Raw genomic sequence first — 26,529 nt, 5'->3', positions numbered from 1 at the left:
CAACACGCTACGTTTGGTGGCGATGGCGGAGGGGAACCACGCGTTCCCATACCGAACACGACCGTTAAGCCCTCCAGCGCCAATGGTACTTAGACCGCAGGGTCTTGGGAGAGTAGGACGTCGCCAAGCACGAGAGACCTATCGCATGTAATGCGATAGGTTTTTTGTTTGTTCTGACATTAAAAATACGTCATAAAACCAAGAGGCCATAGAACGCTCTACGTGAGCATCTAAGGCCTGGCTACTATCGACGGTAATAAGAGGCCTCTTTGGACTCAAGCCGGAGCACGCCATCGTTCTGTTCTTTACGAAATGAGAAGGATAGAAGCAAACGCGGAATGAGCAGCCATAAATGCCAGCTTACGATGCTTATCATCAATGATTCCTTAACCCAAGGATAAAGAAGTGCTACAGTACACAAGCCAATCCAGAACATATGACGATGCACACGGCGAAATAAAAGCAGTTTAATATCATTGGCAGGTTTGAATCCGATCCATGGGGGTGCAATTCTCCAAATCCATTTGCGGTCGGCAGCCTCGTCTACTCCAATAAAAGTAACAAGAATAATCGCGATATGTATGATTTGTACGACTGCAAATCCGAATAACCAGGAGAATAATCCGTCCATTTGATACATAAGCACTTGAAAAGCGAGGAAGATCGCTGCTATAAGTATGTGGCTCTGGATGAGCTCAGGACGAATAATCGTTCGTTTTACAAGCTGGTATTGATAAATGGTAGCATTTTTTTGCTCGGATAATTTTTGATGCATAGTTAGGCTTCCTTTCTTTATCAACCTGACAAGTGACTCTCGTTAACTATATCGGTATTTACTGGCTAACTATCCATAGCGTTGACGAAACAATTTTCTTGAAACAGTAACCATTAGCCCAGATGGGGCATACGATATATAAATATTTGAAATGCACTATGAAACAAGTATAAAAAGATAGACTATGTGTCATAATAGTAGCTATATAGGAACAAGCAGAAAGCGGGGATTGTTATGGACGATAATCGCGAGTATCAATGCAATATTTGCAGCGAAACGAAAGAAGAAGGTCAAGGAATTCGGATTGTGACGGGCTTCATATGCGAAAGCTGTGAAACGGAAATGGTCAAAACGGATGTTAAGGATGCCAAGTATCCTTTTTTTATCCATCAAATGAAACAGATATTTTTAGGTAAAAATGCATGAGCGGTTTCTGATTACAGAAGCTGCTCTTTTTTTGTATGAGGTTAAGGTACAATAGAGTAAACCATTATTAAGTATGCATTTTGAAGGGATTGTCATCTTTTAATGAAGCCATTTATAGCACCTGTATTCAATGCTCTACTCCAGCATGCCAAATCAGCAGGTACGGGATTCCACGTGCCAGGCCACCATGGAGGAAAAGCACTCAACCAACCTGAATGGAAAGATTCAACGAATACGAAGGTAATTGAATATCTTCATAAAGTTATGGAGATCGATATGACAGAGCTTTCGTCAACAGATGATTTGCACCATCCCGAGGCCTCAATTAAAGAAGCTCAGCAATTAGCGGCTCGTACATTTGGCTCAGATGAAACTTATTTTTTGGTAGGCGGCAGTACATCAGGGAATATTGCTTTGCTGCTTACAATCTGCGAACCGAACGACTTAGTAATTGTACAGCGCAACGTACATAAGTCTGTTCTTAACGGCTTGCGATTAGCAGGAGCTCGTGCTGTGTTTCTATCGCCCGAGCTGGAATCGCGTTCTGGATTAGCGACCATACCTTCCGTTCAGGATGTAAAAGCAGCGCTTTCTAAATACCCGGAGGCGAAAGCAGTCTTTTTATCCAATCCTAATTATTATGGTATGAAGGTTAATCTTGCTCCATATGCAGAGGCTATTCACCATTATCACATACCGTTATTAGTTGATGAGGCGCATGGAGCGCATTTTGGCATGCACAGCGACTTTCCGCGGTCTGCATTATCTGAGGGGGCAGATGCAGTCGTACAGTCGGCTCATAAGACGCTGCCTACTTTGACTATGGGGGCTCTGCTTCATGTACAAGGTGGCCGAATCGCGAGAAGCGAGTTAAGCCAGTCACTGGCAATGATTCAGAGCTCAAGTCCTTCATTTCCGATTATTGCTTCTATTGATATTTCCCGAGCAATGATTGATTCGTTAGGACCAGCAATGTTCGAGCAAAGTTTGAAAACGGCGGAAGCCTTTCGTACGTGGTTAATCAGCCAAGATACCGACATTTGCGAAATGATAACAGAAAGAGGAACCATGCCTGAATTAAGCAAGGATCCTTTGAGGGTCGTGCTTTTTGACAAAACAGGCAAGCATACGGGCTTCGAGCTGCAGCAAATACTGGAGTCGCATGGTTGTTATATAGAAATGGCAGATCCCCGTTATATTGTTCTGGTTTTAGGCATTCAAACTTCGTTGCATGATATACAGAAGCTTCAAAATGCAATTGTACAGCTGAACGAGAGAAGTCCAAAGATGCAAGGTAATAAGGAGCGAGGAAATAATCCTAGCCTCGTTAAACCTGACGAGAACCCGATTTCGGAGCCTGTTTCGTTTGCCAGAGCTGGGTTTAAAAATAAAGCAATACAGCGTATACCATTGGAAGAATCTGTGAATCATATTTCGGCTGAGTTAGTTGTACCATATCCGCCAGGCATTGCCGTACTCTATCCGGGTGAAAAAATTACGTCAGCAGCGATAATTCGCATTAAGGAGCTGTCGGTGATGGGTGCTAAGTTCCAAGGCGCCAGCGATGGGCAAATGAAAACAATTGCGATATACCGAGAATAGACAGATTGGACAGATGCTTTTGAAAAATGAAGTATTTCTTCATTGTACAAGGCATACTGCTTTGTTAATATAGAAGAAAGTATAGTTAACATAAACGTTAGGAGAAGCCTTAGCTTTGAGAAAAGGTATTTTCATCACCATAGAAGGCGGCGAAGGAGCCGGCAAGTCGACACTGATTGAACAGCTTTCGAATATAATGCTTCAAAGAGGGGTAGCGGTTATAACAACGCGAGAGCCTGGCGGGATTCCAATTTCGGAGCAGATCCGGGGCGTTATTTTGGATCGAAGTCATACAGCAATGGATGCTAGGACAGAGGCGTTGCTTTATGCAGCAGCCCGTAGACAGCATTTGGTGGAGAAGGTCGCACCGGCGCTGGTGCAAGGAAAAATGGTCATATGCGATCGGTTCGTAGATAGCAGCTTAGCTTACCAAGGGCATGCTCGCGGTTTAGGGATGGATGAGGTATGGTCCATCAATCAATTTGCGATCCAGGATCTTATGCCAGATTTGACCATTTACATGGACATTTCTCCAGATGTCGGTCTTAAGCGAATCGCCGATGCTTCCGAACGGGAGATTAACCGATTGGATCTTGAAAAACATTCGTTTCATGAAAAGGTAAGAGAAGGCTATCTGCAGCTGTTGCAGCAAAATCCGGATCGAATGGTGTTAATTGATGCCGAACAACGTCCGGAAATGGTGTTTAATGACGTTTTAGAAGCAATCGACAGTCGATTTGCAGGATTTTATGCAACCGATGTCAAACTTTAAAGAATAGACTTTTTTATTGCACTCAGTATTTTCTTTGAGACCGTTCTCAAAGGGACATACGGGCGATGAATATGAGTAAGAACCATCAATAACCTATTCTAATAGTAGTCAAGGGGGAATGAAGATGAAATTAGTAATCGCGGTTATTCAAGATAAGGATAGCAACCGACTGTCAAACGCGCTTGTGCGCGAAGGGTTCAGAGCAACAAAGCTTGCAAGTACTGGTGGATTCCTGAGAGCGGGCAATACTACCTTTATGATCGGTATAGAGGACGAAAGAGTACATGAGGTATTGCAAGTAATAAATGCGAATTGCAAAGTGCGAGACCAACTGGTTACTCCTGTATCACCGATGGGTGGTTCAACCGATTCATATATCCCTTTTCCCGTCGAAGTTCAGGTTGGGGGCGCGGCAGTATTCGTCATACCAGTTGAACGATTCGAGCATTTCTGAATGGGCGTGACAAACGATGAAAATTGATCAGGGTTTTAGGCCATTAGGGCAAAACCGTACAAATAACGATGCGTCAACCAAGCAGGTTCAGCCTAGAAGTTTTGCGGACGTCATGGTACAACAGGATGCTGATCGCACTGCGGAACAGCTGCAGCTGAAGCTGCAGGATATTCACAGGCAAGGCGAGCGGCTGAGCCGAATAATGACAGTGCGTGAATTAAAGCTGTACCGTCAAATGATTAAGAAGTTTTTGGAAGATACGGTCAGGCGCGGTGTTGTGTTGAAAGAAGTCAAAGGCTTTGATCGCAGAGGACGTATCAAACGATATAAGCTTTTGGATGAGATTGATGCCACACTGGTTGCTATGGCCGAGGACTTGCTTGACAGCGAACAAGGAAGAATCGACTTGCTTAACAAAATAGGCGAGATAAGGGGTCTGTTAATCAATTTGTTGTTTTGATTAGCTGGCCGTAGGGAAAGGTAAGGAACGGCTATGAGCCTTGAACAAATTCCAGGGCAATGGAAAGCACAGCGAATTCTCTCGCATGCACTGCAAAGCGGAAAAGTTTCACACGCTTATTTATTTAATGGACCTTCAGGCACTGGGCGTATGGCAATGGCTCGTGAATTCGCGAAGGCGCTGTTCTGTACTGCAGGAGGCGCAGACTCATGCGGAGAGTGCCTGGAGTGCAGAAAGTTCGAACATGGGAATCAAACGGATTTAACGATTGTAGCCCCTGATGGCCAATCGATCAAAATCGACCAAATTCGAGAACTGCAGCGTGATTTCTCCTATCGCAACAGCGGAACAAAGCGAAAGGTATATATGATCGAGCAGGCTGACAAGATGACGATGCAGGCGGCAAACAGCCTGCTTAAGTTTTTGGAGGAGCCCCTGTCACCGGTTGTTGCTATATTGATAACGGATAATGGACAAGCTATTCTTCCAACAATCCGATCGCGTACGCAGTGGGTTCCCTTTCTCCCAATGCCGCCTGAGAGCATGCTGCAGGTTCTAATAGCTGAAGGTGCACCATCCATTTTGGCTCGAACGGCAGTCCATTTAACTTCCGGACTGGATGGTGCGAGACAATTTCTCCAGCAGAATCAGTTTGCAGAAATTAGAACCCTAGTGATACAATTAGGCAAGGAGAGTTTGACCCGATTCACCGCGGCGATGATCACTGCTGGACAGCAGCTATTCAAAACAGATTTAGTGGAGCACACGCAGCTGCTGCTGTCGTTATTAGTTATATGGTTTAAAGATTTGATACAGTTCCAGGCCGGAAGGCAGGACAACATCGTTTTTATAGATCAGTTGGATTGGTTAAGCAAACATGCCTTCAATCGTTCATTCGCAGGCTGGGTGTCCTGCATCGAGCATACGTTAGAAGCGAGTAAGCGTATGCGCGCAAATGTTACGCCTCAGCTCGCATTTGAGCAACTATTGGTAAACTTACAGGAGGGCTAATTCTTGTATAATGTCATCGGTGTCCGCTTCAAGAAAGCGGGCAAGATCTATTACTTTGATCCGGTTGAGCATCCCGTGGATAAGGAGCAACATGTTATTGTTGAAACAGCACGCGGAATCGAATACGGTAAAGTGGTGGTGGGACAGAAGCAAGTCGGTGAATCGGATGTCGTTCTTCCTCTTAAGAAAGTGATACGTATTGCGAGCGATGTGGATGCGAAAGTTGTTGAAGAAAATCGCGCTGCAGCTAAAAATGCGTTTTCTACTTGTCTTGAAAAGATAAAAGGACATCAGCTGCGAATGAAGCTGGTTGATGTCGAATTTACGTTTGACCGCAACAAAATTATATTTTACTTTACGGCAGAAGGCAGAGTAGACTTCCGTGAGCTAGTTAAGGATCTTGCCAGCGTGTTTCGTACACGGATTGAGCTCAGACAAATCGGAGTTCGTGATGAGGCGAAAATGCTTGGCGGGATCGGCCCATGTGGACGAGTATTATGCTGCTCCTCTTGGCTGGGTGATTTCGAGCCCGTATCCATTAAGATGGCCAAGGATCAGAATTTATCGCTTAATCCGACGAAAATATCCGGATTATGCGGACGCCTCATGTGCTGCCTAAAATATGAGCATGACAATTACGAGAGCATCCGCGAGGAGCTTCCGGCAATTGGTAAATTCGTAGTCACCTCATATGGTGAAGGTAAAGTAACGGGTATTAACACATCCACCAAAAGCGTGTATGTGCAGTTATTTGATACACCAGGTAAACCGAAAGAACTGTCGATGGATGATGTCGTCATCAAATAAGCGGCAGAGTGCGATTCTCACGGGTGAGGTTACACTCACGCTTGAAGCTCTGGGGTGGGAACTTGGAGAAGAACAAGATTTTTGCGAAAATGGACGAGCTGGATAGCCAAGTAGGCGTGTTCCATAAGGAGCTTACCGATTTGAAGCAGAAGGTAAAAGAACTGCTCGAGGATAATAAGCGTCTAAGTGAGGAGAACAACCAGCTGCGTCAGTTGTTTAAGAGAGAAGCAGAGCTGGAGCGCGAAGTGGTTAAAGCGCCAGCCAAAGGCAAGAAGCCGGGTGTAAATCAAGAGGTTCTTCTTCCACCTGATCATGCTTTCGTAGAAGCAAGTGTCGCGATCGGAGAAGGACATGACAATTTGACCCGGCTGTACCACGAAGGATTCCACATATGCAACGTATATTACGGGCATTTGCGGACGGAGGGAGACTGTTTATTCTGTCTTTCCTTTCTAAATAAATAATGGAATCCATATCGACATGCCGTCCTTGCCGCAAGGGCGGTATTTTTATTCATATATAGCTATGCAATAATGAAAAAAAACCAGGACGAGGAGCGGCGTACAACGTGTCGGAACAAATAACTTTAGCAGCAAATGAACGGCTTGATGATCTCATGACAGAATCGGGCCTGAAAATTATACAAAGCAGGGAAGTGTTCAGCTTCTCGCTAGACGCTGTATTGCTTTCTCGTTTTGCAAGTATTCCGAAGCATGGTCGCATCGTTGACTTATGTACGGGAAATGGCGTTATTCCTATGCTGCTGACGACAAGAACGAATGCAAAGATCGATGCGGTTGAAATTCAACCAAGACTTGCCGATATGGCTAGAAGAAGCGTTGAGCTTAATCAGTTAACGGAGCAGATTACAGTGATTGAGCAGGATCTCAGATTGTATCCAAAGCTAGCGGGAAATGGGATATATGATGCAGTTACCGTTAATCCGCCCTATATGCCGGTCACAGCAGGTGAACAGAATGAAAATGAGCATTACGCAATAGCCAGGCATGAGATTCATTGTACGCTTGAGGATGTAGCTGAGGCTTGCTCGCGGCTTGTCCGTCCAGGCGGAAAGGTGTCAATGGTGCATCGCCCTTCAAGGCTGCTAGATATTGTTGAAACGATGCGCAAATGGAGACTTGAGCCTAAGCGCATTCAATTTGTTCATCCACATGCAAATGCTGAAGCTAATATGGTACTAATAGAAGCGATGCGTGATGGCAAACCGGATATTAAGCTTCTCCCGCCTATTATGGTTTATGAGAATGGGGTGCAAATCGTTTGAATATACAAAAAAGCTTTGCTGACGCAGCAGCTTCCGGTGTAGGCAGCCTTTATCTCGTCGCTACGCCAATAGGCAATCTAGAGGATATGACCTTCCGTGCGATTCGCACGCTTAAGGAGGTGCAGCTTATTGCAGCAGAGGATACGAGACAAACTCGCAAACTGCTTACCCATTTTGAAATACCGACGCGAATTGTGAGCTATCATGAGCATAATAAGCGGGCCAGCGGTCCTGAGCTGGTCAGATTGCTGCTAGAGGGACAATCGATTGCACTCGTTAGCGATGCGGGGTTACCGGCCATATCAGATCCAGGGGCAGACCTTGTGAAAGAAGCTATCGAGAATAACATTCCGGTGATTCCTATCCCTGGTGCAAATGCAGCATTGTCTGCCCTTATTATCTCGGGCTTGCCGACTGATCGTTTCTTGTTCGCTGGATTCCCTCCACGCGAGAAAAAATCATTAACCAAGTGGCTGCAAGAGCTGCATGGCCAAGCCGGGACTCTTCTATTCTATGAATCTCCGCATCGAATCAATAAAACGCTCGTTATTCTCCGCGAGGTTCTTGGAGATCGCCAAATCGCATGCGTAAGAGAGCTAACGAAGCGCCACGAGGAAGCCATACGCGGAACGATATCGGAATGTATAGATTGGTTTGAGGAGCATCCGCCTCAAGGAGAATTCTGTGTAGTTGTAGAGGGAGCAGGAGGAATAGGCGCAAGTGAGCAGCCAACCGCTGACATTTGGTGGTCGGACCTAGACCTAGCGGCACATGTTGCCCATTACGAGGAACAATACGACCGTAAGGAAGCAATTAAAAGAGCAGCGCTTGATCGAGGTTTGCCTAAGCGTGATGTATATAATGAGGTAAATAGATGATAATGAGTTAAAAAAAGGGAATGTGGACAAAAAAAGACCTTCCTGGCCGGGTTCAAGCACAGGAAGGTATCAAGGAGTATAAAAAAGGTTAGAATTAACAAGTTGATAAGTACAGTATAACCTATTTTTTTTATTTTGTCACAGGTGTTGGCATCTCTGACAAACAAATATGACAAACAATTTTTCCTTTAAAATAGGAAACGTTTTCTGCATTGCCGCAGAAGATACATGCAGGCTCATATTTCTTAAGCATGATACGCTCTCCGTCTACATAAATCTCAAGCGCATCTTTTTCACCTATACCTAGTGTACGACGAAGTTCGATCGGAATAACGACGCGTCCTAGCTCATCAACCTTACGAACAATACCAGTAGATTTCATCATAATCTATCATTGCCCCTCTCAAAATACGATTCGCCATCGTTCGACATAGTTTTTACTTTTAGTATTACTATAATACCAACGATTACCATAATAGTCAACTAAGAATATTGCTTATAAGTACCGTAGTAGTGAGAATTTGACTAGATACTAAGGTCATATTACTCTGTAATAGAATACAACAGCTTCGACAATTTGGAAACTAAATTACGACACTATTCGACATCATATTCAGTTAATGTGTCGAAAATATGAACAAAGGAGATGAGAGACGATGAAGCAACCGCTGACAGAAGAGAAAGTTTTTAAGGATCCCGTCCACAATTATATTTATGTTCAGGACCAGACGATTTGGGATTTAATCAATACAAAAGAGTTTCAAAGATTGCGCAGAATACGGCAATTGGGAACATCTTATTTAACTTTTCATGGCGCGGAGCATAGTCGATTTTCACATTCACTCGGCGTCTATGAAATTACACGTAAAATTATATCGCAGTTCGAGCGCAATGGTTATCCGGATTGGCCAGCTGAGGAGAAACTAGTCTCATTATGTGCAGCTTTACTTCATGACGTTGGCCATGGCCCATTCTCCCACTCGCTAGAAGAGGTATTCGACACGGACCATGAACAGTGGACCTGCAAGATTATTCTGGAGGATACGGAGATCAATCGGGTACTCCGTTCCGTATCTGAACAATTTCCAGAACATGTAGCCGCTGTCATCCAAAAAACCTATCCCAAGCCCATTGTCGTTAGTTTAATATCGAGTCAAATGGATGCGGACAGAATGGATTATTTGCTCAGAGATGCTTATTTTACCGGCGTTAACTATGGAACCTTCGATTTAGAGCGCATTTTGCGTGTATTACGGCCCTATAAAGGGAAAATTGTAGTTAAAGAAAGCGGCATGCATGCCGTTGAGCATTATTTAATGTCCCGTTACCAAATGTACTGGCAGATTTACTTCCATCCTGTTACAAGAAGCTCAGAAATTATATTACGTCAAATATTTCGTAGAGCACAGGAGCTTTATGTGGGTGGGTATGTTTTTGAATGGATGCCGACACCTATTATGCGGCTTATTCAGAATACAATGACGGTACAGGATTATTTGAAGCTGGACGAGGCACTGGTTCAAACGGCATTCACGCAGTGGTCGGAGGAGCCTGATCTTATATTAAGCGACCTTTGCTGTCGGTTTATGAACCGTCAATTATATAAGTACATAACCATAGATAATCCTGACGAAGCGCTATTAAATGAGATAAGCAATTGCTTCTCTTCTATAGGAATGAATCCCGAATACCATATGGAAATTGATTATCCATTCGACTTACCGTATGACGTTTACAGGCCGGACAAGAAAGAAGGAGAAAAGAAAGAAAAAGCGCCGATTTTGTTACTTGATGGCCAGGATGAAATAAGCGAAATATCTGCCAAATCCGACATCGTTCGCTCGATTACAGGACTGCATCAAGGCCAGTATCATCTCTATTATCCAGAGGAGCCGCTCAAAAAAAATATAAAGTCCATCCCGGATTCATTAAAAAAAATATTTAAACTTGATTGAAGGAGCTAACACGAACATGACATTGTTATTTGACACACACACTCATTTGGATTCATATAAATTTGACGAGGATCGTGACGAAGTGATTCAGCGTGCAAAAGATGCTGGAGTACACATGCTCGTTAACATCGGCTTTAACCGCGAAACGATCCCAACGACGATAGCACTTGCCGAGAAATATGATTTTATTTATGCAGCGGTAGGCTGGCATCCCGTGGACAGCATTGACATGCGACCAGAAGATCTAGAATGGATTGAACGGCTTTGCTCTCATGAGAAGGTTGTTGCCATTGGTGAAATAGGGCTTGATTATCACTGGGATACCTCACCTAAGGATGTTCAGCAGCGTGTATTTCGGGAGCAGATTCGACTAGCCCGCAAGGTTGGAAAACCGATTGTCATTCACAACCGAGATGCTCACGAGGATGTAGTTCGCATACTTCAGGAGGAGAATGCATCCGAAATCGGAGGTGTCATGCACTGCTTCTCAGGGAGCTGGGAGACAGCTAAGCAATGCCTGGATATGAACTTCTATATTTCATTCGGGGGACCCGTTACATTCCAAAATGCAAGGGTGCCAAAAGAGGTACTTAAACAGGTTCCACTCGACCGGATTTTGATTGAAACCGATGCTCCTTACTTGTCGCCTCACCCCTTCAGAGGGAAGCGAAATGAGTCTGCTTATGTACTGCGAGTAGCGGAGACGGCAGCAGAATTATTAGGCAAATCGGTAGAAGAAATGGCCTTAATTACGACCGAAAACGGTAAAAAATGTTTTGGTATTGTATAAAAACGAGAGAAAAGGAGAGAATGAGAGACCTTTATCGCGTAAAAACTGATTTTTATAGCGAATATCGCTTAATTTTTCCGTCTTTATCCACCTTTTTCGCTTAAATCGTCTTTTATCGTATCTTTACAATTCACCTCGTATGAGGGTATGATTCATCTCAGAGCTTTAAAATTTTGTATTGGATTTCCAGTTTGCGCTTAATCTCCAAGTTGGAGAGCGGGGGAACCAGATGCGGGAAAGTGTTCCGCGTTTTGAATTCTTCAGGGGTGAATTTTGCAGCCATTGCCATGAGCATTGTTTTGCGAATAGGGCGACTCTCTTGTCCGAATCCGTCAGCTAACCTCGTAAGCGTTATAGAGAGTGATCAACCTCGTGCATCCATTTTCTGTATCCCAGTGTAATCAATTACTCGGGAAGCCACGAAACAGATCCTCTGTCGACGGCTTCTTTTTATTTTCGAATAATCGAGAATTTGTCGACATAGGGATAAAAGATGGGGGTGCCTGGATCGATATAGCAGTTCTGGATTGCGTGCTTGCACGCCAATATACTATAGTCGCGTCAGTTGTATCATGCGTAACACTTGGCGGCGGGGCTATGAAGGAGGACCGATGAAGTGGGAATACTCCAGGTTAAGGACACCCATGGGAAACGATCATCCAGCATGTCTTTCGCATTGCGATGGAAGCGTGAAAACTTGCGTTTGATTCTTTTGAGTGCTATTATCTCAATCGCTATGACTTTCATGTTTTTGGTGTTGTTGTACGGAACGGCTGTCAAAAGCGTCTCCGTAGTAGTGAACGGACAAGAAACCATTGTAGAAACGAAGCAATGGGTCCTGCAACGCCTACTGGATGAACAAGCTATCGCAATTGGACCACATGATGAGGTGTCCATACCGCTTAATGCGGCTATAAAGGACGGAGATCGTATTGAGGTGACTCATGCGATACCGGTAATTGTGAAGGCTGATGGCAAGACCTCTACTGTGTACACGACAGAGAGAACAGTGCAGGCAGCGATCGAGGAATTACATATTCCAGTTCGTGATCAAGATAAAGTTCAGCCTCCGCTCCATACCGTTCTGGATAACGAACTTACGGTGACCGTTGTTCGCGTCGACACGAAGGTGGCAGAGTCCGAGCGCTCCATGCCATTTTTGATCGTGAAGAAGACAGACCCGACACTGGCTGCAGGCAAGGAAAAGCTTGTGCAGACGGGTAAGGAAGGTCTTATCGTAGAGAGTATCGAGAAGCAGTATGAGGACGGGGTTCTAATTTCGAAGAAAATGGTCAGCAAGGTTGTCCAGACAGCTGCTGTTGATCAGGTCGTAGCCATTGGAACGAAGAAAGAAGAGCCTAAGGTGACGGTTCTGTCTAGCAAGAGCCCGAGCGTTGCAACGCTAGCCAAAGGCGGCGTTAATTTCAAGGCCAAAAGCGTTCTTAAAAACGTTACATTAACTGCTTATTCAGCAGGCGTGGCTTCGACAGGGAAAGAAAAGGGTCATCCTCAATATGGAATTACAGCTTCGGGAACGCAGGTCCAAGAGGGACGGACGATTGCCGTAGATCCCAAAGTCATTCCAATCGGCTGGTGGGTATATATAGAAGGAATAGGTTTCCGTCGAGCTGAGGATAAGGGCAGTGCGATTAAAGGAAACAAAATTGACGTATACTTTGATAGTACAAAAGTCGCTAATAAGTTTGGCAGAAAGAAAGGCATAACTGTTTATGTCCTTGGGCCGAATAAGCCTTCTGCAAGCTAGAGCAGCAGTGATACCATCAGCTTATCGCCATTATTAATTAAATATGCCATCATAAGGAGAGGCACTGCCTCTTCTTTTTGCATGTTTCGGAGTAAACGGAGTTTATGTAGAAAGGAAATGGCTTGATGATTAAAGAGATCATTGTTGTTGAAGGCAAGTCTGATACCATTGCAATCAAACGTGCGGTGGAGGCAGATACAATAGAAACCAATGGCTCGGCTATCGGTGAGGATGTACTCAGAAGAATCGCGTTAGCGAACGAGCGCCGGGGCATCATCATTTTTACCGATCCAGACCATGCGGGCGAGCGTATTCGTAAAATCGTTGCGCGTCATGCGCCTGGCTGCAAGCATGCCTTCTTGCCGCAGGAGAAGGCCTTGTACAAGGGGGATATCGGAATAGAGAATGCAAGCCCGGAAGCGATCCGGACTGCACTCTCCGAGCTTCGTACAGAGTCGGTGGATGAAGCGGGAGAAGTGACCTTTGAGGACTTAATGGAAGCGGGCTTAATTGTTCATCCAGATGCGTCTAATCGACGTTTGATCATTGGCAAGCTGCTTGGCATCGGTTATGCGAACGGCAAGCAGTTTTTTAAGCGCTGTACAAGCTTTCAAATAACGAAAACAGAGTTTATTGCCGCATACCATAAAATGGAAGAACAATTGAAAGGGGAAATTCGATGAGCGGTCAAGAACAGACTGAAGCAGGCAGTAAAGCGGCGGTGAAACAAGCTGCGATTGAAGTAGCTACACCCAAACGGACGAAAGAGATTATCGCCAAATATGGTTTCTCTTTCAAGAAAAGCCTCGGTCAAAATTTTTTGATCGATCAAAATATTCTAAACAACATTGTCGCGGCAGCCGAGCTCGATGAAACAAAAGGGGCGCTTGAGATTGGCCCGGGTATTGGCGCGCTTACACAAAGGCTCGCACAAGCAGCAGGCAAGGTGACAGCCGTAGAGATCGACAATAGACTTATTCCTATCCTGAAGGATGTACTTGCAGAAGAAACCCATACAACAGTTATCCATGGCGACGTGCTTAAGCTTGATTTGAAGCAGTTGTTTGCGGAGCAGTTTGCAGATGTTTCCGGTGTGAGCGTCGTAGCGAACCTGCCTTATTATGTAACTACGCCTATTCTGATGAAGCTGCTTGAGGAGAAGCTGCCGCTTGAGCATATCGTCGTGATGATTCAGAAGGAAGTAGCGGAACGTATGGCTGCAAAGCCAGGGGGCAAGGAATACGGAAGTCTGAGCGTCGCCGTACAATACTACTGCGTGCCTAAGGTTGTCTGTACGGTGCCGCATACGGTATTCATACCGCAGCCTAATGTCGATTCGGCTGTTATTAAGCTTTCCCTGAGAGAGAAGCCGGCTGTCGATGTCCCTGATGAGGACCATTTCTTCCGCGTCGTGCAAGCAAGCTTCGCACAGCGTCGAAAGACGCTGGCTAATAATCTGACTGCGTTTGTCGGCAAAGAGCGTCGGGAAGCATTGACAGAGATGCTCCTAAAAAATGATATTGACCCGATTAGACGGGGAGAGACACTGTCTCTTGAAGAATTTGCCCGCATTAGCCGCAACATGCTTGAAGCGGGTTGGGGCACCCAAAGCGTTTCGTCATAAAAATACTCACCATTCGCCCTGTCTGCCCATAGGATAGACGAAGAGGTGATTTACCCATGAAGCAAGGGGACCTGGTCGTCCGCAAATCGTATGGCGGTGACGTGCTGTTCAAGGTAGAGGCTGTTCGTACACATACTGCGGTTCTTAAGGGCACGGATTACCGATTGCTTGCGGATGCTCCGATTCCTGACCTGTCGGTCATACGAGATCCGGAAACGACAAGCGCGGTTCAAGAAGTGCGGATTAAAGTCAATGATTCCTTAAAACGGATGCACTCCGAACGAGAGCGTCAAGCTATGGAGAATGAAGATCATATTCGGCATGCGATGCAGCAGAGCCAGCCATTTTTTGAAGTGCCTGGGAAGGTGCTTCATCTCGACGGCGACGGTAACTATTTGAAGAAGAGCATGCAATTGTACAATACGATGCATGTCCCTTCGCATGGACTTCACGTACATGAATCGCAAATGGCTGATGTGCTGTACCGACTGCTGCCGCAAATACAACCTGATATTGTCGTCATTACGGGTCATGATGGAGTTCTGAAAAATCGTGCTCAAATGGATTTATACAGCTTAAGCAGCTACAAAAACTCGCAGCACTTCGTGAATGCCGTTCGTGTTGCGCGCGAATATGAGAAGAACCGAGATGGTTTAATCGTAATTGCCGGAGCTTGTCAGTCCCATTTTGAGGCTTTGCTGCAGGTAGGCTCTAATTTTGCAAGCTCACCAGGCCGAATATTGATTCATGCGCTGGATCCGGTCTATATCGCGATAAAAGCCAGCTATACATCCATTAAAGACACGGTTAATTTGTCAGATGTTATTCACGGTACGATAAGCGGTATCGACGGCGTAGGCGGCATCGAGACGATGGGACGATTCCGCGTAGGATTGCCTAAGCCCAAAATAACAGCGTCCAACTCGGTTTTAAAGCAGTAAATGGCCAGACGTAGTCTTGGTTAAGATGGTCCATATCCTACGAGATAGGGTGCAAAATAGCCGCTGGAAAAGCGTAAATATACATATTGAAGGGTAACCAACTTCTTAATATGTATATTTTTTGCATATCTATGCATCATTTTTTAAAAAATGGGTGAAATCACCGTTGACAAGTAAATATTCCTACTGATATAATATTTCGCTTTGTTTGACAAGCCCTCTCTTTTTGGTTATAATGAACAAGGAAAGAGGTGGTAGTGGACAATGGCAAAAAATGCGCTATTGGATATTAAACGCAGCTTGGAAGCTCATGTTGGCTCCAAAATACGTCTTCGAGCGAACGGTGGCCGACGAAAGACCATCGAACGAACCGGTACGTTGGAAGAAACCTACCCTTCTGTTTTCATTGTTAAGCTGGATGAAGAACAACACGCGTTCAAGCGTGTCTCATACAGTTATGCGGACATACTGACTGAGTCGGTGGAAGTGACCGTATGCAATGATGAAGGTCAAGTCCGTATCGCCCATTTGCAACAGTAGAATATATATCGCCTTGAGGCATGTTAGCGCAGAAAGCATCTGCGCTTTTTTTTTCGTACATAAGCATTGCTCCGCAATAAGCTGGTTGGCATTCCTTTGTATCGTTGTCCTTGAACGGAAGCATACTAGCTAGGCAATTGTGACAAAGGCATAGAGAATTAGGTGACAATTCAGAAGCGGAGGTTTTGCGAATGGGTCGACGCAGACGCGGAGTAATGTCGGAGCAATTGAAATATGAGCTGGCCAAGGACCTGGGATTTTATGATACGGTTCAGCAAGAAGGCTGGGGAGGCATTCGTTCGAAAGATGCCGGAAACATGGTTAAACGCGCGATACAGCTTGCAGAGCAGGCGGCTGCCAAGAGCAACCAGCCTTAGATCAATAGCGTATTTCGGCATGAAAAAGCTAAGTGGAAGGCGTCCGGATATAAACGGATTGTCATCTCTTAGCTTTTATTGCGTTCGTTTGATATAATGTTGCTTAAAGCTTATGGACGAACGGGTGAACTCATCGGATGAAAATTTATGAAAAAGCTCCAGCCAAAATTAATTTACTGCTCGACGTGCTCCGCAAGCGTGATGACGGGTACCATGAAGTCGAAATGATTATGACGATGGTGGACCTCGCTGACCGACTTGAAATGGAAGAGCTGCCTAGAGATACGATCATTATCTCAAGCCAAGTAGGCTACATACCGCTGGACGAGAAGAACTTGGCCTTTCAAGCGGCTAGGCTAATTAAAGAACGTTATGACGTAAAGCAGGGCGTTTATATCCATTTGGACAAAAAAATACCGGTCGCTGCAGGTCTTGCGGGTGGCAGCAGTGACGCTGCTGCTGCGCTGCGCGGGCTCAATCGGCTATGGAAGCTGCAAATCCCTGAGGACGAGCTATGCCGTTTAGGAGCGGAGCTCGGCTCTGACGTTCCTTTCTGCGTCACTGGCGGAACCGCTATAGCCCGCGGCCGAGGCGAGAAGCTCGAGCATATCGAGAATCCACCGCAATGCTGGGTCGTGCTTGCAAAGCCGCCAATCAACGTATCAACTGCAGATGTGTACGGACGATTCCGTGCCAATGAGCTGAAGGAGCATCCATCCATACCTAATATGGTTCGTGCGCTTGAGCAGGGCTCCTTCACCGATATTTGCGAAGGACTCGGCAATGTGCTTGAGAATGTCACGCTAGGCCTCTATCCGGAGGTCATGCAGCTGAAGGAAAGCATGATTCGTCTCGGAGCTGACGGCGTCCTGATGTCGGGGAGCGGACCGACTGTATTCGGGCTCGTTTCGAAGGAAGCCAAGCTTCCGCGCATTTATAATGGGCTACGCGGCTTCTGCAAAGAAGTCTATGTGGTAAGAATGCTGACATAGGACTGACGTTCTTCTTGATTAAATCCGTATAAAAATGTTATATTGACATTATATTATTCGGATTTAGTGGGGGGAGATGTGTTTGAAGAAGTTGAAACGGAGCTCGCGGTTGGTAGAAATGACTCAATACCTGTTAAGTCGTCCCCACACGTTAATTTCACTGACAGCATTTGCTGATCGATATCAATCGGCAAAGTCTTCTATAAGCGAGGACCTGGCGATTATTAAAGAAGTGTTTGAGGAAGAAGGCATTGGTGAGCTTCATACCCATGCAGGAGCTGCGGGCGGAGTGAAATATACGCCAAAGATGCAAGAAGCGACGGCTCTTACGATTATGACGAGCATATGCCGCCAGCTAGAGCAGCCTGAGAGGGTTCTTCCCGGCGGCTATTTGTATATAACGGATATGTTAGGCCAACCGGAGCTGCTTGCGGATGTCGGAAGGATGTTTGCTACCGCATTCGCAGACCGGAAGATTGATGTCATTATGACCGTAGAAACGAAAGGCATTCCGCTTGCTTATGCAACGGCTGCCTGTTTGAATATCCCGGTTGTCATCGTGCGTCGCGACAATAAGGTAACGGAAGGCTCAGCGGTAAGCATCAACTACGTGTCGGGTTCAACCAAGCGTATTCAGACGATGTCTCTGGCCAGACGCGCGCTTAAGGAACAGTCACGCGTCCTTATTATTGATGACTTCATGAAAGCGGGCGGGACGATTCAGGGCATGATGGATCTGCTGTTCGAATTCAAGGCTATCGTAGCGGGAGTCGGCGTATTTGTCGAGTCTGGCGAGGTAGAGCTGGAGGAAAGGCTGCTGGAGGACTATATCTCGCTCGCTAAGCTGACGGCTGTTGATATGAAGACCAAGCAGACGACAGTCATTCCAGGCAATTATTTTCAAACATAACGACGTGCAGCAGCATGCTCATATAATCTCTTTGTGGAAGGCTGGGACCTCAGTGACAACAAAACAACCATTGCAAGTTATTTCAACGGACAAAGCGCCAGCGGCGATCGGACCGTATTCACAAGCGATTAAGCTCGGAGGACTACTGTTTACTTCCGGACAAATACCGCTTGATGCGTCGGGCGAGCTTGTTGAAGGCGGCATTGAAGAGCAGACTCATCAAGTATTCCGCAACTTGGAGTCCGTGCTTGCGGCTGCCGGTGCGAGCTTTCAAGATGTCGTAAAGGCGACTGTATTTATGAAGGATATGAATCAGTTCGCGACGGTAAACAGCATTTACGGCTCTTACTTTGGAGAGCATAAACCAGCCCGGTCTACCGTTGAGGTAGCAAGACTGCCAAAGGATGTTTTTGTCGAAATAGAGGTCATTGCATCGACAATTGTCGAATGAAAACGAAAAAGATTCAATTTAAAAAAAATATTTTAAATAGAGCATGAATTTACCAAAAATGTAGAAGGAATTGGCACAAAAACGTGGAAGTATACACCAAGTCTCTGATAGACAAAGGTGGTGAACACAAGTGCAAATTACTGATGTCAGACTCCGCCGCGTAAATTCCGAAGGGCGTATGAAGGCAATCGCATCCATTACTATTGATAATGAATTCGTTGTTCACGATATTCGTGTCATCGATGGAAACAATGGTATGTTCGTTGCAATGCCAAGCAAACGTACTCCGGATGGAGAATTTCGGGATATCGCTCATCCGATCTCTTCAACAACTCGGGAGAAAATCCAGGCTGCTGTTCTCGCTGAATACGAGCGTGCTGCAGAATCAGAAGAAGTAGTCATTGAAGAAGGCGCTTAAACAAAGTTTTTTTCGAGGTTGGGGTTGATTGGAGAAGAGAGCCATGGCTCTCTTTTCTTTTTTTTTGCAATTTTCTGATAGAGTAGAGATATGAGGGTACCTCAAATAAACTGCAGCCTAGTTGTACGTAGGGATAGACGGCCCATTAGCGTTAAGGCTTGGAAAACCAAGAACATCTTCGTATAATGGAATATATAATATAGCTAGTAAATGGCGAAATGGTGCAATGATTATCGATAGACGATCTAGGGGGTTTTTTAATTGAAGGTTATGGCGATTGTGCTTGCTGCTGGACAGGGCAAGCGAATGAAATCGAAGTTATATAAAGTGATGCATCCGGTATGCGGCAAGCCGATGGTCGGTCATGTACTGGACGTAGTTAAAGAAGCGGAAGCAGAACGTGCAGTCGTAATCGTTGGACATGGTGCGGAAATGGTGAAGTCGTATTTGGGAGATCGTGCAGAATATGTGCTGCAAGAGCAGCAGCTCGGTACGGGCCATGCCGTAAGCCAAGCAGAAGCTCTGATTGGCGATGAAGAGGGTACGACGATCGTTATTTGCGGCGATACTCCGCTTGTGAAAGCTGCAACAATTACAGCAATGCTTGAGCTCCATCAATCGAGCGGTGCGGCTGCAACCGTACTGACGGCAGCTTTTGCCGATCCAACCGGTTATGGACGCGTTATACGGGGTACTGACGGCACTGTGCAGCGGATCGTAGAGCAGAAGGATTGCTCTGCCGAGGAAGCAGGCGTTAAGGAAATTAATACAGGGACATATTGCTTTGATAACAAAAAGCTATTCGCGGCCCTCGCAAAGGTAACAAACAATAATGCGCAGGGTGAATATTATTTACCCGATGTGATCGGCATCTTCCGCGAAGCTGGAGAATCGGTTCAAGGCTATTGCACGACTGACTTAGCCGAAGCGATTGGTGTAAACGACCGCGTTGCGCTAGCAGAAGCTGAAGGCTTTATGCGTGAGCGGATTAATCGCAATCATCTGCTAGGCGGCGTAACATTAATTGATTCAACTTCAACCTATATAGAGGCTGATGTTCAAATCGGACCGGATACGGTTATTTACCCGGGTACCGTACTGCGAGGTGCTACGGTTATTGGAGAAGATTGTGTAATCGGCCCTCAGGCGGACATTGCAGATAGTACAGTAGGCGATGGCGTAGCCATCAAATATTCGGTTGTTGCAGACTCAATTATTGGCGATAAGAGCGCAGTGGGTCCTTATGCCAATCTGCGTCCAGGCTCAAAGCTCGGCATAGGCTGCAAAATCGGCGATTTCGTCGAGCTTAAAAATGCGTCGCTTGATGACGGCAGCAAGGTGTCCCATTTAAGCTACGTCGGCGATGCAAAGGTCGGCAAAGACGTAAATATTGGCTGCGGCGCGATTACGGTCAATTATGACGGCTACAATAAATTCGTAACCGAGATCGGCGACAATGCTTTCGTCGGTAGCAACGTCAACTTGATTGCTCCTGTGAAAATCGGTGACGGCGCGTATGTTGTGGCTGGCTCAACGGTAACGCATGACGTGCCAGCCGGAGATCTTGCAATCGCGCGCGAGCGTCAAGTCAACAAAGCGGGCTACGCGGATAAAATTCGTGGACGTGCCAAAGCGAAGAAAGATAAAGGCAAGCAATAATTAGTCCTAAGCGACAACATGCAGGGAAGAATTCGTAATCGAATTCGTTCCTGCATGTTTTTTTATGTGGTGAGAAGGAATTAAAAGTTTAATTTTTGGTGGGAGTGGGTAAGTTATAGGGAAATGATTTACGATGCTTCGTTTAGTTCTTCTAAACAAAGCAAACTCTAGGAGGTAATCGATATGGCGATAGCTATGAAGGCGGATCAACGAACGGTCGCGACGAAAGGCGAGTTGCGCCAATTGCGGCTCCAAGGAAAAATACCAGGTGTGATTTATGGAAAACAATTAGACCAAGCAGCGCAAGTAGCTGTGGATGGCAAAGAGCTGCAGGCGCTACTGCGCAGCCAGCCGAATGCTGTGCTGGAGATTAATATTCCTTCACACGGCAAAACGTCTGTGATGATATCGGAAATCCAGCGGGATTCGTTAAGCCGTCAAGTGCTGCATGTGGATTTCCATCAAATAAATATGAATGAAAACGTCCGTGCCAATGTCCGCATACAAGCGGAAGGAGATTCGCAAGGGGTGCGCGAAGGCGGAATCCTCCAAATCATCCTTCATGAGCTTGAGGTACAATGCTTGCCGGGCAGTATTCCTGATGCGGTAGCTGTAGATATCTCGGCGCTAGAGGTTGGCGGAAGCTTGCTGGTTAGCGACTTAAGCCTGCCGAAAGGCGTAGAGGCGCTAGCTGATCCAGAGCAGGTTGTCGTGACTATACTTGCGCCGCAGAAGGAACTTACCGAGGAAGAAGCAGAGAATGCTGCAGTGGAAGCTGCAGAGGCCGATGCTCGTTCTGAGGAAGAGAAGCTTGAAGGCGTCAAAAGCTTGTAGGGATAGCTTATTAGCAGGGAATAGATGCGTAGCGCAATCGGCGCCGTCCAAAATAAGGACGGCGTTGTTTGCTGTTTGTTTGAAAATATAAGACTTTATAGGTTTCAAGCGATAAAGTATTCTTCTATTTCTACGAGAAACGGATACCCTCCTCTTACAGAGGACGGAGAAGCCATTTCTTCTTGGAGGCTTAATCGAAATAATACTGCCTCCGCCGGATACCTCCACGTGTTTACGCTTGCAATAGATTGTGTTACATTTGTCCGTAAAGGAGTGGAGCAAGCGATGAGGTGGATTGCAGGGCTAGGCAATCCCGGCGGCGCTTATCAAGGGACCAGGCATAATGTCGGATTTATGGTCATTGACGAGCTGGCAAAGCGCTGGGGAATTAACGTAACGCAAAATAAATGCAAAGCATTAATCGGCGAGGGCAATGTGCAAGGGATGAAAGTCATCCTTATAAAGCCGATGACATATATGAATTTATCGGGCGAGTCCGTTCGTTCGTTCCTCGATTACTTCAAGGCGGATCTCGAAGACGGGGTCGTGGTATATGATGATTTGGATACTGAAATCGGCAAGCTGCGTCTTCGCTATCAAGGCAGTGCTGGGGGCCATAATGGAATCAAGTCTCTCATCCAGCATTTGGGCACGCAGACGTTCGATCGCGTTCGAATGGGCATTTCCCGGCCACAGCCGGGAATGAATATTGCCGATTACGTGCTTTCGTCATTTCCGAAAAGTGAGCAAGAGAAGCTGTCTGCAATGATTTCAGACGCCTGCGATGCAATAGAATTCAGGCTGAAAGCACCTTTCGAGGAAACAATGGCAAAGTTTAACCGTTAATCTGTTAAATTGCCATTAAGCGGGCATACTGAAGGGAATAACAACCCTTCAGGAGGCATACATATGGCTGTAAACTATATCTGTCGGCATTGCAGAACGTCAATCGGTACCCTTAGCGGGTCGAATATTACCGAGCAGCAGCTCGGTTTCCATTTCTTGACCCCCGAAGAACGCAGCGATATAATAGCGTATGACCCAAATGGAGATGTAACGGTAAAGGTCGTTTGCGATTATTGCCGAGAGGCGATTGATGCGAACCCAGAGCTTCATTTGGTAACAAGTCCACTTCAATGAAGGCAAGTAAATATTGTGAGCCTTAGCGGTTTGGCTGAGGCTTCTTTTCAATGTACAGGGAGCGATCGTATCACTCTCCGATTGTGTATAGAAACGGGGTGTCGCATAAGTTGAAAGCGTTAATTAATGCTTTTGCCGCGGATGCGGACGTTCAGTCCGTCATATCCGGTATTCGTAAAGGCATGCGTGAACAGATGATATCTGGACTCGCAGGCTCTTCCAGGCAGGTGCTTATTGCAGCACTGCAGGAAGATGTAGAGCGTCCAATGCTCGTAGTTACCCATAATATGTTCTCGGCACAGAAAATTGCAGAGGATCTGCAGGAATGTCTTTCCCCAGATAGCGTATTGTTATATCCCGCCAATGAGCTGGTGGCTGCAGAAGCGGCGATCTCGAGTCCTGAGACGCTGGCGCAGCGAATGGACGTGCTGATCAAGCTGTCTAAAGGCTATCGCGGGATTGTTGTCGTGCCGTTCTCCGGAGTTCGTCGTTATTTGCCGATCAGCAGCGTTATGGCAGAAGCGCAAATCGATGTAAAGGTCGGGGATTCACTGCCGATTGACACGTTCCTTCGCCAAATGACGGCGCTCGGCTACACGAGAGCTGACCGGGTTGAGCTTCGCGGCGAGATGAGCGTGCGCGGAGGCATTGTTGATTTTTATCCATTAATGGCTTCTCATGCGTATCGAATCGAATGGTTCGGAGACGATATCGATTCCATTCGTACCTTTGACCCGGCGGATCAGCGTTCTTCCGACAGGTTGGAGTCTTTTGTCGTTCCGCCATGCCAGGAACTGCTGGCCGACGGTCACCGTATGGAAATTGCGGCTGGACACGCGCAGCAGCTTCTAGAGAAGCAGCTTGACAAAATGACGGACCGTACCGCGAAGGACCGTCTTAGAACAGAGCTCGGCGGCGAGATTGAGAGATTGCGCGAACATGTTTATTTCCCTGAGATATATAAGTATGTTTCATTGCTGTATCCAGAGCGGCAAACCATTGTCGATTATATGCCGAGCGATACGCTGCTTATATTAGATGAGCCGACCCGCCTAATCGAGACGTCCAAGCAGTTGGAGCGGGATGAGGCGGAATGGTCGATGCATCTGCTTCAGAACGGCAAATCGCTGCCAGGCTTTGTATTGGCGCGCGATACGGAAGAAATCTTGCATCAACGTCCGTTCCCGACTTTGTTCTTATCCTTGTTTCTAAGACAAATTCCACATTCGCAGCCTCAAAACATCTTAAATATGACCAGCCGTTCGATGCAAAATTTCCATGGACAGATGAATGTGCTCAAGACGGAAATGGAGCGTTGGCATAAAACAGGGGCAACGGTCATGATGCTTGCCGGCAACGCGGAGCGCATGGAACGGATGCGGCGTGTTCTGGATGATTACAGCATTGAAATGCCGACGCTGCTGGAGGGCAACCTGCAGTCCGGATTTGAGCTGCCGTCTTCCCACCTTGTCATTATTACGGAAGGCGAGATGTTCTCGCAGAAGCAGCGCAAAGCTAGGAGATTGGATAAAAAGGTAGACAATGCCGAGCGCATTAAAAGCTACACGGAGCTTAAGGTTGGCGACTACGTCGTTCACCATAATCATGGTATCGGCAAATACGTAGGCATCGGTACGCTTGAAATTGCAGGCATTCATAAAGATTATTTGCATATCCTTTATGCGGGCGGGGATAAGCTGTCCGTTCCGATCGAGCAAGTGGACATGATTCAGAAGTATGTGGGCAACGAGGATAAAGAGCCAAAGGTCAACAAGCTCGGCGGCAGCGAATGGACGCGGGCCAAGAGCAAAGTAAAGGCATCTGTGCAGGATATTGCAGATGATCTCATAAAGCTGTATGCAGAGCGGCAAACGGCGCCAGGCTATTCCTTCGGACAAGATACCTCGTATCAGAATGAGTTCGAGGCGATGTTCCCTTATGATGAAACGCGTGACCAGCTTCGCGCAATTGAAGAAATTAAGAAGGATATGGAAAAAACGCAGCCGATGGATCGACTCCTTTGCGGCGATGTGGGTTATGGCAAAACAGAGGTCGCTATCCGTGCAGCATTTAAAGCGGCGATGGACAGCAAGCAGGTTGCAGTACTGGTGCCGACCACTATTCTGGCACAGCAGCATTATGAGACGTTCCGGGAGCGTTTTGCCGGATATCCGATTAATGTTCAGGTGCTCAGCCGTTTCCGCTCGCGCAAAGAGCAGAACGATACGATGAAGGGTCTAAAATCAGGGACGGTTGATGTCGTTATCGGTACACATCGCTTGCTTTCACAGGATATTATATTCAAATCACTGGGACTGCTGATCGTCGACGAGGAGCAGCGTTTCGGTGTTTCGCATAAAGAGAAGCTGAAAAAGCTGAAAACAAATGTCGATGTACTCACGCTGACAGCGACGCCAATTCCGAGAACGCTGCATATGTCGATGCTCGGCGTACGCGACTTGTCGGTCATTGAGACACCTCCAGAGAATCGCTTTCCAGTTCAAACGTATGTCGTGGAATACAGCCCGTCCCTCGTGCGAGAGTCGATCGAGCGGGAGCTTGCGCGCGGCGGCCAAGTCTATTATCTCTATAACAGGGTGCAAGGCATCTATCAAATGGCCGAGCAGATTAATGCTCTTGTACCAGGAGCTAGAGTTGCGGTTGGGCATGGGCAAATGTCCGAGCAGGAGCTGGAGAAGACGATACTCGATTTCCTTGATGGCGAGTCGGATGTTTTGGTCAGTACGAGCATTATCGAAACAGGCGTAGATATTCCGAACGTCAATACGCTAATTGTGCATGATGCTGATAAAATGGGACTCTCGCAGCTCTATCAGCTGCGCGGCCGTGTTGGACGCTCAAACCGAATTGCGTATGCTTACTTTACGTACCAGCGAGATAAGGTGCTTACCGAGGTAGCAGAGAAGCGTCTGCAGTCGATAAAGGAGTTTACGGAGCTTGGTTCCGGCTTCAAAATCGCAATGCGGGACTTGTCCATACGCGGAGCCGGCAACCTGCTTGGGGCCGAGCAGCATGGATTCATTGCTTCAGTAGGCTTTGATATGTATTCACAGATGCTTGCTGATGAGATTGCGAAGCGCAAGGCAGAGATGAGCGGCGAGGAAATAAAAGAAGAGAAGCCGGTAAGCACGGTAATCGATGTCAGCATCGACGCTTATTTGCCTTCGGATTACATTTACGACAGCATTCAAAAAATTGAAATTTACAAAAAAGTCGCTGCCATTCGCACTTTCGAAGAGTCGGATGATGTAATTGACGAGCTGGTAGACCGGTTTGGCGATCTTCCGCAGGCAGTAAGCAATCTGCTTGCCGTAGCGCGAATGAAAGTATACGGGACGCAATACGGAATGGAGCAAATTAGCGGCAAGGGTGACGATATTCTCCTTCGCTTCGCGACGGGCGAGAAGCGCCGCATTGACCGGAAAAAGGTCGATCAGCTATGTCTGAAGCACGAGAATCGATTCAAGCAGGGAAGCGACCAAGAGCCGAATCCAAGCATCCTGCTGCGAGGCAAAGGATTGAACATGGAGCAGAAGATTCATATGATCGAGCAATTTTTGCAAGGCTATAAAGATACGCTGCTGTATCAGGACCAATTGCAAAATGTGACCCCATAGACAATATTCGCTTTATATGTTCCTT

General features: G+C 46.5%; 29 protein-coding genes, 1 rRNA gene and 1 riboswitch. Of the genes, 28 read left to right on the top strand and 2 right to left on the bottom strand.

What is annotated here, in order from left to right; all coding sequences use genetic code 11:
- Positions 1-12: 12 nt before the first annotated feature.
- Positions 13-129 (top strand): 5S ribosomal RNA (gene rrf, locus AB4Z29_RS28650).
- A gap of 115 nt (positions 130-244) precedes the next feature.
- Here rrf and AB4Z29_RS28645 read toward each other — a convergent pair.
- Positions 245-775, bottom strand: a complete 531-nt coding sequence (locus AB4Z29_RS28645; protein WP_441946364.1) for a transposase — start codon at positions 773-775, stop codon at positions 245-247.
- A gap of 234 nt (positions 776-1,009) precedes the next feature.
- Here AB4Z29_RS28645 and AB4Z29_RS28640 point away from each other — a divergent pair, with 234 nt between their 5' ends.
- The 10 genes from AB4Z29_RS28640 to rsmI all read left to right on the top strand — a co-directional run bounded on the left by AB4Z29_RS28640 (position 1,010) and on the right by rsmI (position 8,470).
- Positions 1,010-1,201: a sigma factor G inhibitor Gin gene (locus tag AB4Z29_RS28640; RefSeq protein ID WP_183571197.1), complete on the top strand. Its 192-nt coding sequence runs from the start codon at positions 1,010-1,012 to the stop codon at positions 1,199-1,201.
- Between the two features lie 102 nt (positions 1,202-1,303).
- Entirely contained in the window at positions 1,304-2,803 is a 1,500-nt protein-coding gene (locus AB4Z29_RS28635; RefSeq protein ID WP_441946363.1) for an aminotransferase class I/II-fold pyridoxal phosphate-dependent enzyme, read from the top strand.
- Between the two features lie 115 nt (positions 2,804-2,918).
- Complete coding sequence (gene tmk / locus AB4Z29_RS28630) at positions 2,919-3,575, top strand: dTMP kinase (RefSeq protein ID WP_441946362.1); 657 nt, start codon at positions 2,919-2,921, stop codon at positions 3,573-3,575.
- A 124-nt stretch (positions 3,576-3,699) separates the two neighbouring features.
- The gene (locus AB4Z29_RS28625; protein ID WP_137186827.1) at positions 3,700-4,029 is read left to right on the top strand and encodes a cyclic-di-AMP receptor; all 330 of its coding nucleotides are present in this window, start codon (positions 3,700-3,702) and stop codon (positions 4,027-4,029) included.
- A 16-nt stretch (positions 4,030-4,045) separates the two neighbouring features.
- On the top strand, positions 4,046-4,489 hold the full coding sequence (locus tag AB4Z29_RS28620) for a YaaR family protein (protein ID WP_441946361.1): 444 nt from the start codon (positions 4,046-4,048) through the stop codon (positions 4,487-4,489).
- Positions 4,490-4,522: 33 nt separating this feature from the next.
- Positions 4,523-5,500 (top strand): DNA polymerase III subunit delta', encoded by a 978-nt coding sequence (holB, locus tag AB4Z29_RS28615; protein ID WP_441946360.1) that lies wholly within the window; start codon positions 4,523-4,525, stop codon positions 5,498-5,500.
- Between the two features lie 3 nt (positions 5,501-5,503).
- A complete protein-coding gene (locus AB4Z29_RS28610; RefSeq protein WP_053373398.1) occupies positions 5,504-6,307 on the top strand; it encodes a PSP1 domain-containing protein in 804 nt (267 codons plus the stop codon).
- Positions 6,308-6,369: 62 nt separating this feature from the next.
- Positions 6,370-6,771, top strand: coding sequence for an initiation-control protein YabA (locus AB4Z29_RS28605; RefSeq protein WP_441946359.1), 402 nt, complete (start codon positions 6,370-6,372; stop codon positions 6,769-6,771).
- Positions 6,772-6,923: 152 nt separating this feature from the next.
- Positions 6,924-7,592 (top strand): tRNA1(Val) (adenine(37)-N6)-methyltransferase, encoded by a 669-nt coding sequence (locus AB4Z29_RS28600; protein WP_441946367.1) that lies wholly within the window; start codon positions 6,924-6,926, stop codon positions 7,590-7,592.
- A complete protein-coding gene (gene rsmI / locus AB4Z29_RS28595; protein WP_441946358.1) occupies positions 7,589-8,470 on the top strand; it encodes a 16S rRNA (cytidine(1402)-2'-O)-methyltransferase in 882 nt (293 codons plus the stop codon). Before AB4Z29_RS28600 ends, rsmI begins: the two co-directional genes overlap by 4 nt.
- Positions 8,471-8,600: 130 nt before the next feature.
- Here the strand turns inward: rsmI and AB4Z29_RS28590 are convergent, their stop codons facing one another.
- Positions 8,601-8,855 (bottom strand): AbrB/MazE/SpoVT family DNA-binding domain-containing protein, encoded by a 255-nt coding sequence (locus AB4Z29_RS28590; RefSeq protein WP_028609554.1) that lies wholly within the window; start codon positions 8,853-8,855, stop codon positions 8,601-8,603.
- A 271-nt stretch (positions 8,856-9,126) separates the two neighbouring features.
- Between AB4Z29_RS28590 and AB4Z29_RS28585 the strand changes: the two genes are divergently transcribed.
- From AB4Z29_RS28585 to mfd, 17 genes are all read left to right on the top strand, one after another.
- Positions 9,127-10,425: an HD domain-containing protein gene (locus AB4Z29_RS28585; protein WP_441946357.1), complete on the top strand. Its 1,299-nt coding sequence runs from the start codon at positions 9,127-9,129 to the stop codon at positions 10,423-10,425.
- Positions 10,426-10,447: 22 nt separating this feature from the next.
- Positions 10,448-11,215, top strand: a complete 768-nt coding sequence (locus AB4Z29_RS28580) for a TatD family hydrolase (RefSeq protein ID WP_441946366.1) — start codon at positions 10,448-10,450, stop codon at positions 11,213-11,215.
- Positions 11,216-11,399: 184 nt separating this feature from the next.
- A riboswitch (cyclic di-AMP (ydaO/yuaA leader) is annotated at positions 11,400-11,581 on the top strand.
- A gap of 250 nt (positions 11,582-11,831) precedes the next feature.
- A complete protein-coding gene (locus AB4Z29_RS28575; RefSeq protein WP_441946356.1) occupies positions 11,832-12,980 on the top strand; it encodes a ubiquitin-like domain-containing protein in 1,149 nt (382 codons plus the stop codon).
- 125 nt (positions 12,981-13,105) lie between these two features.
- Positions 13,106-13,663 (top strand): ribonuclease M5, encoded by a 558-nt coding sequence (rnmV, locus tag AB4Z29_RS28570; protein ID WP_441946355.1) that lies wholly within the window; start codon positions 13,106-13,108, stop codon positions 13,661-13,663.
- The gene (rsmA, locus tag AB4Z29_RS28565) at positions 13,660-14,604 is read left to right on the top strand and encodes a 16S rRNA (adenine(1518)-N(6)/adenine(1519)-N(6))-dimethyltransferase RsmA (RefSeq protein WP_441946354.1); all 945 of its coding nucleotides are present in this window, start codon (positions 13,660-13,662) and stop codon (positions 14,602-14,604) included. The genes rnmV and rsmA overlap by 4 nt, the downstream gene beginning before the upstream one ends.
- 56 nt (positions 14,605-14,660) lie before the next feature.
- Positions 14,661-15,545, top strand: coding sequence for a sporulation peptidase YabG (yabG, locus tag AB4Z29_RS28560; RefSeq protein WP_441946353.1), 885 nt, complete (start codon positions 14,661-14,663; stop codon positions 15,543-15,545).
- A 264-nt stretch (positions 15,546-15,809) separates the two neighbouring features.
- On the top strand, positions 15,810-16,085 hold the full coding sequence (gene veg, locus AB4Z29_RS28555) for a biofilm formation stimulator Veg (RefSeq protein ID WP_053373389.1): 276 nt from the start codon (positions 15,810-15,812) through the stop codon (positions 16,083-16,085).
- Between the two features lie 191 nt (positions 16,086-16,276).
- Entirely contained in the window at positions 16,277-16,462 is a 186-nt protein-coding gene (locus tag AB4Z29_RS28550; protein WP_183571220.1) for a small, acid-soluble spore protein, alpha/beta type, read from the top strand.
- A 137-nt stretch (positions 16,463-16,599) separates the two neighbouring features.
- Positions 16,600-17,454, top strand: coding sequence for a 4-(cytidine 5'-diphospho)-2-C-methyl-D-erythritol kinase (gene ispE / locus AB4Z29_RS28545; RefSeq protein WP_183571222.1), 855 nt, complete (start codon positions 16,600-16,602; stop codon positions 17,452-17,454).
- A gap of 82 nt (positions 17,455-17,536) precedes the next feature.
- Positions 17,537-18,364 carry a pur operon repressor gene (gene purR, locus AB4Z29_RS28540; protein ID WP_441946352.1) on the top strand — a complete coding sequence of 276 codons (828 nt, stop codon included), beginning with the start codon at positions 17,537-17,539 and terminating at the stop codon, positions 18,362-18,364.
- 52 nt (positions 18,365-18,416) lie between these two features.
- Positions 18,417-18,815: a RidA family protein gene (locus tag AB4Z29_RS28535; protein WP_312891129.1), complete on the top strand. Its 399-nt coding sequence runs from the start codon at positions 18,417-18,419 to the stop codon at positions 18,813-18,815.
- A 130-nt stretch (positions 18,816-18,945) separates the two neighbouring features.
- Positions 18,946-19,233 (top strand): septation regulator SpoVG, encoded by a 288-nt coding sequence (gene spoVG / locus AB4Z29_RS28530; RefSeq protein ID WP_183571227.1) that lies wholly within the window; start codon positions 18,946-18,948, stop codon positions 19,231-19,233.
- A gap of 261 nt (positions 19,234-19,494) precedes the next feature.
- Entirely contained in the window at positions 19,495-20,892 is a 1,398-nt protein-coding gene (gene glmU, locus AB4Z29_RS28525; RefSeq protein ID WP_441946351.1) for a bifunctional UDP-N-acetylglucosamine diphosphorylase/glucosamine-1-phosphate N-acetyltransferase GlmU, read from the top strand.
- A gap of 183 nt (positions 20,893-21,075) precedes the next feature.
- On the top strand, positions 21,076-21,726 hold the full coding sequence (locus tag AB4Z29_RS28520; protein ID WP_441946350.1) for a 50S ribosomal protein L25: 651 nt from the start codon (positions 21,076-21,078) through the stop codon (positions 21,724-21,726).
- 285 nt (positions 21,727-22,011) lie between these two features.
- The gene (gene pth / locus AB4Z29_RS28515; RefSeq protein ID WP_441946349.1) at positions 22,012-22,572 is read left to right on the top strand and encodes an aminoacyl-tRNA hydrolase; all 561 of its coding nucleotides are present in this window, start codon (positions 22,012-22,014) and stop codon (positions 22,570-22,572) included.
- Between the two features lie 63 nt (positions 22,573-22,635).
- A complete protein-coding gene (locus AB4Z29_RS28510; protein WP_441946348.1) occupies positions 22,636-22,866 on the top strand; it encodes an anti-sigma-F factor Fin in 231 nt (76 codons plus the stop codon).
- 50 nt (positions 22,867-22,916) lie between these two features.
- Positions 22,917-26,504: a transcription-repair coupling factor gene (gene mfd / locus AB4Z29_RS28505; protein WP_441946347.1), complete on the top strand. Its 3,588-nt coding sequence runs from the start codon at positions 22,917-22,919 to the stop codon at positions 26,502-26,504.
- Positions 26,505-26,529 lie beyond the last annotated feature (25 nt).

Source organism: Paenibacillus sp. 2TAB23 (genome assembly GCF_052115165.1).
Classification (GTDB): Bacteria; Bacillota; Bacilli; order Paenibacillales; family Paenibacillaceae; genus Pristimantibacillus.
The sequence above is the reverse complement of the archived record's forward strand: the minus strand, read 5'-3'. Positions and strand labels throughout refer to the sequence as shown.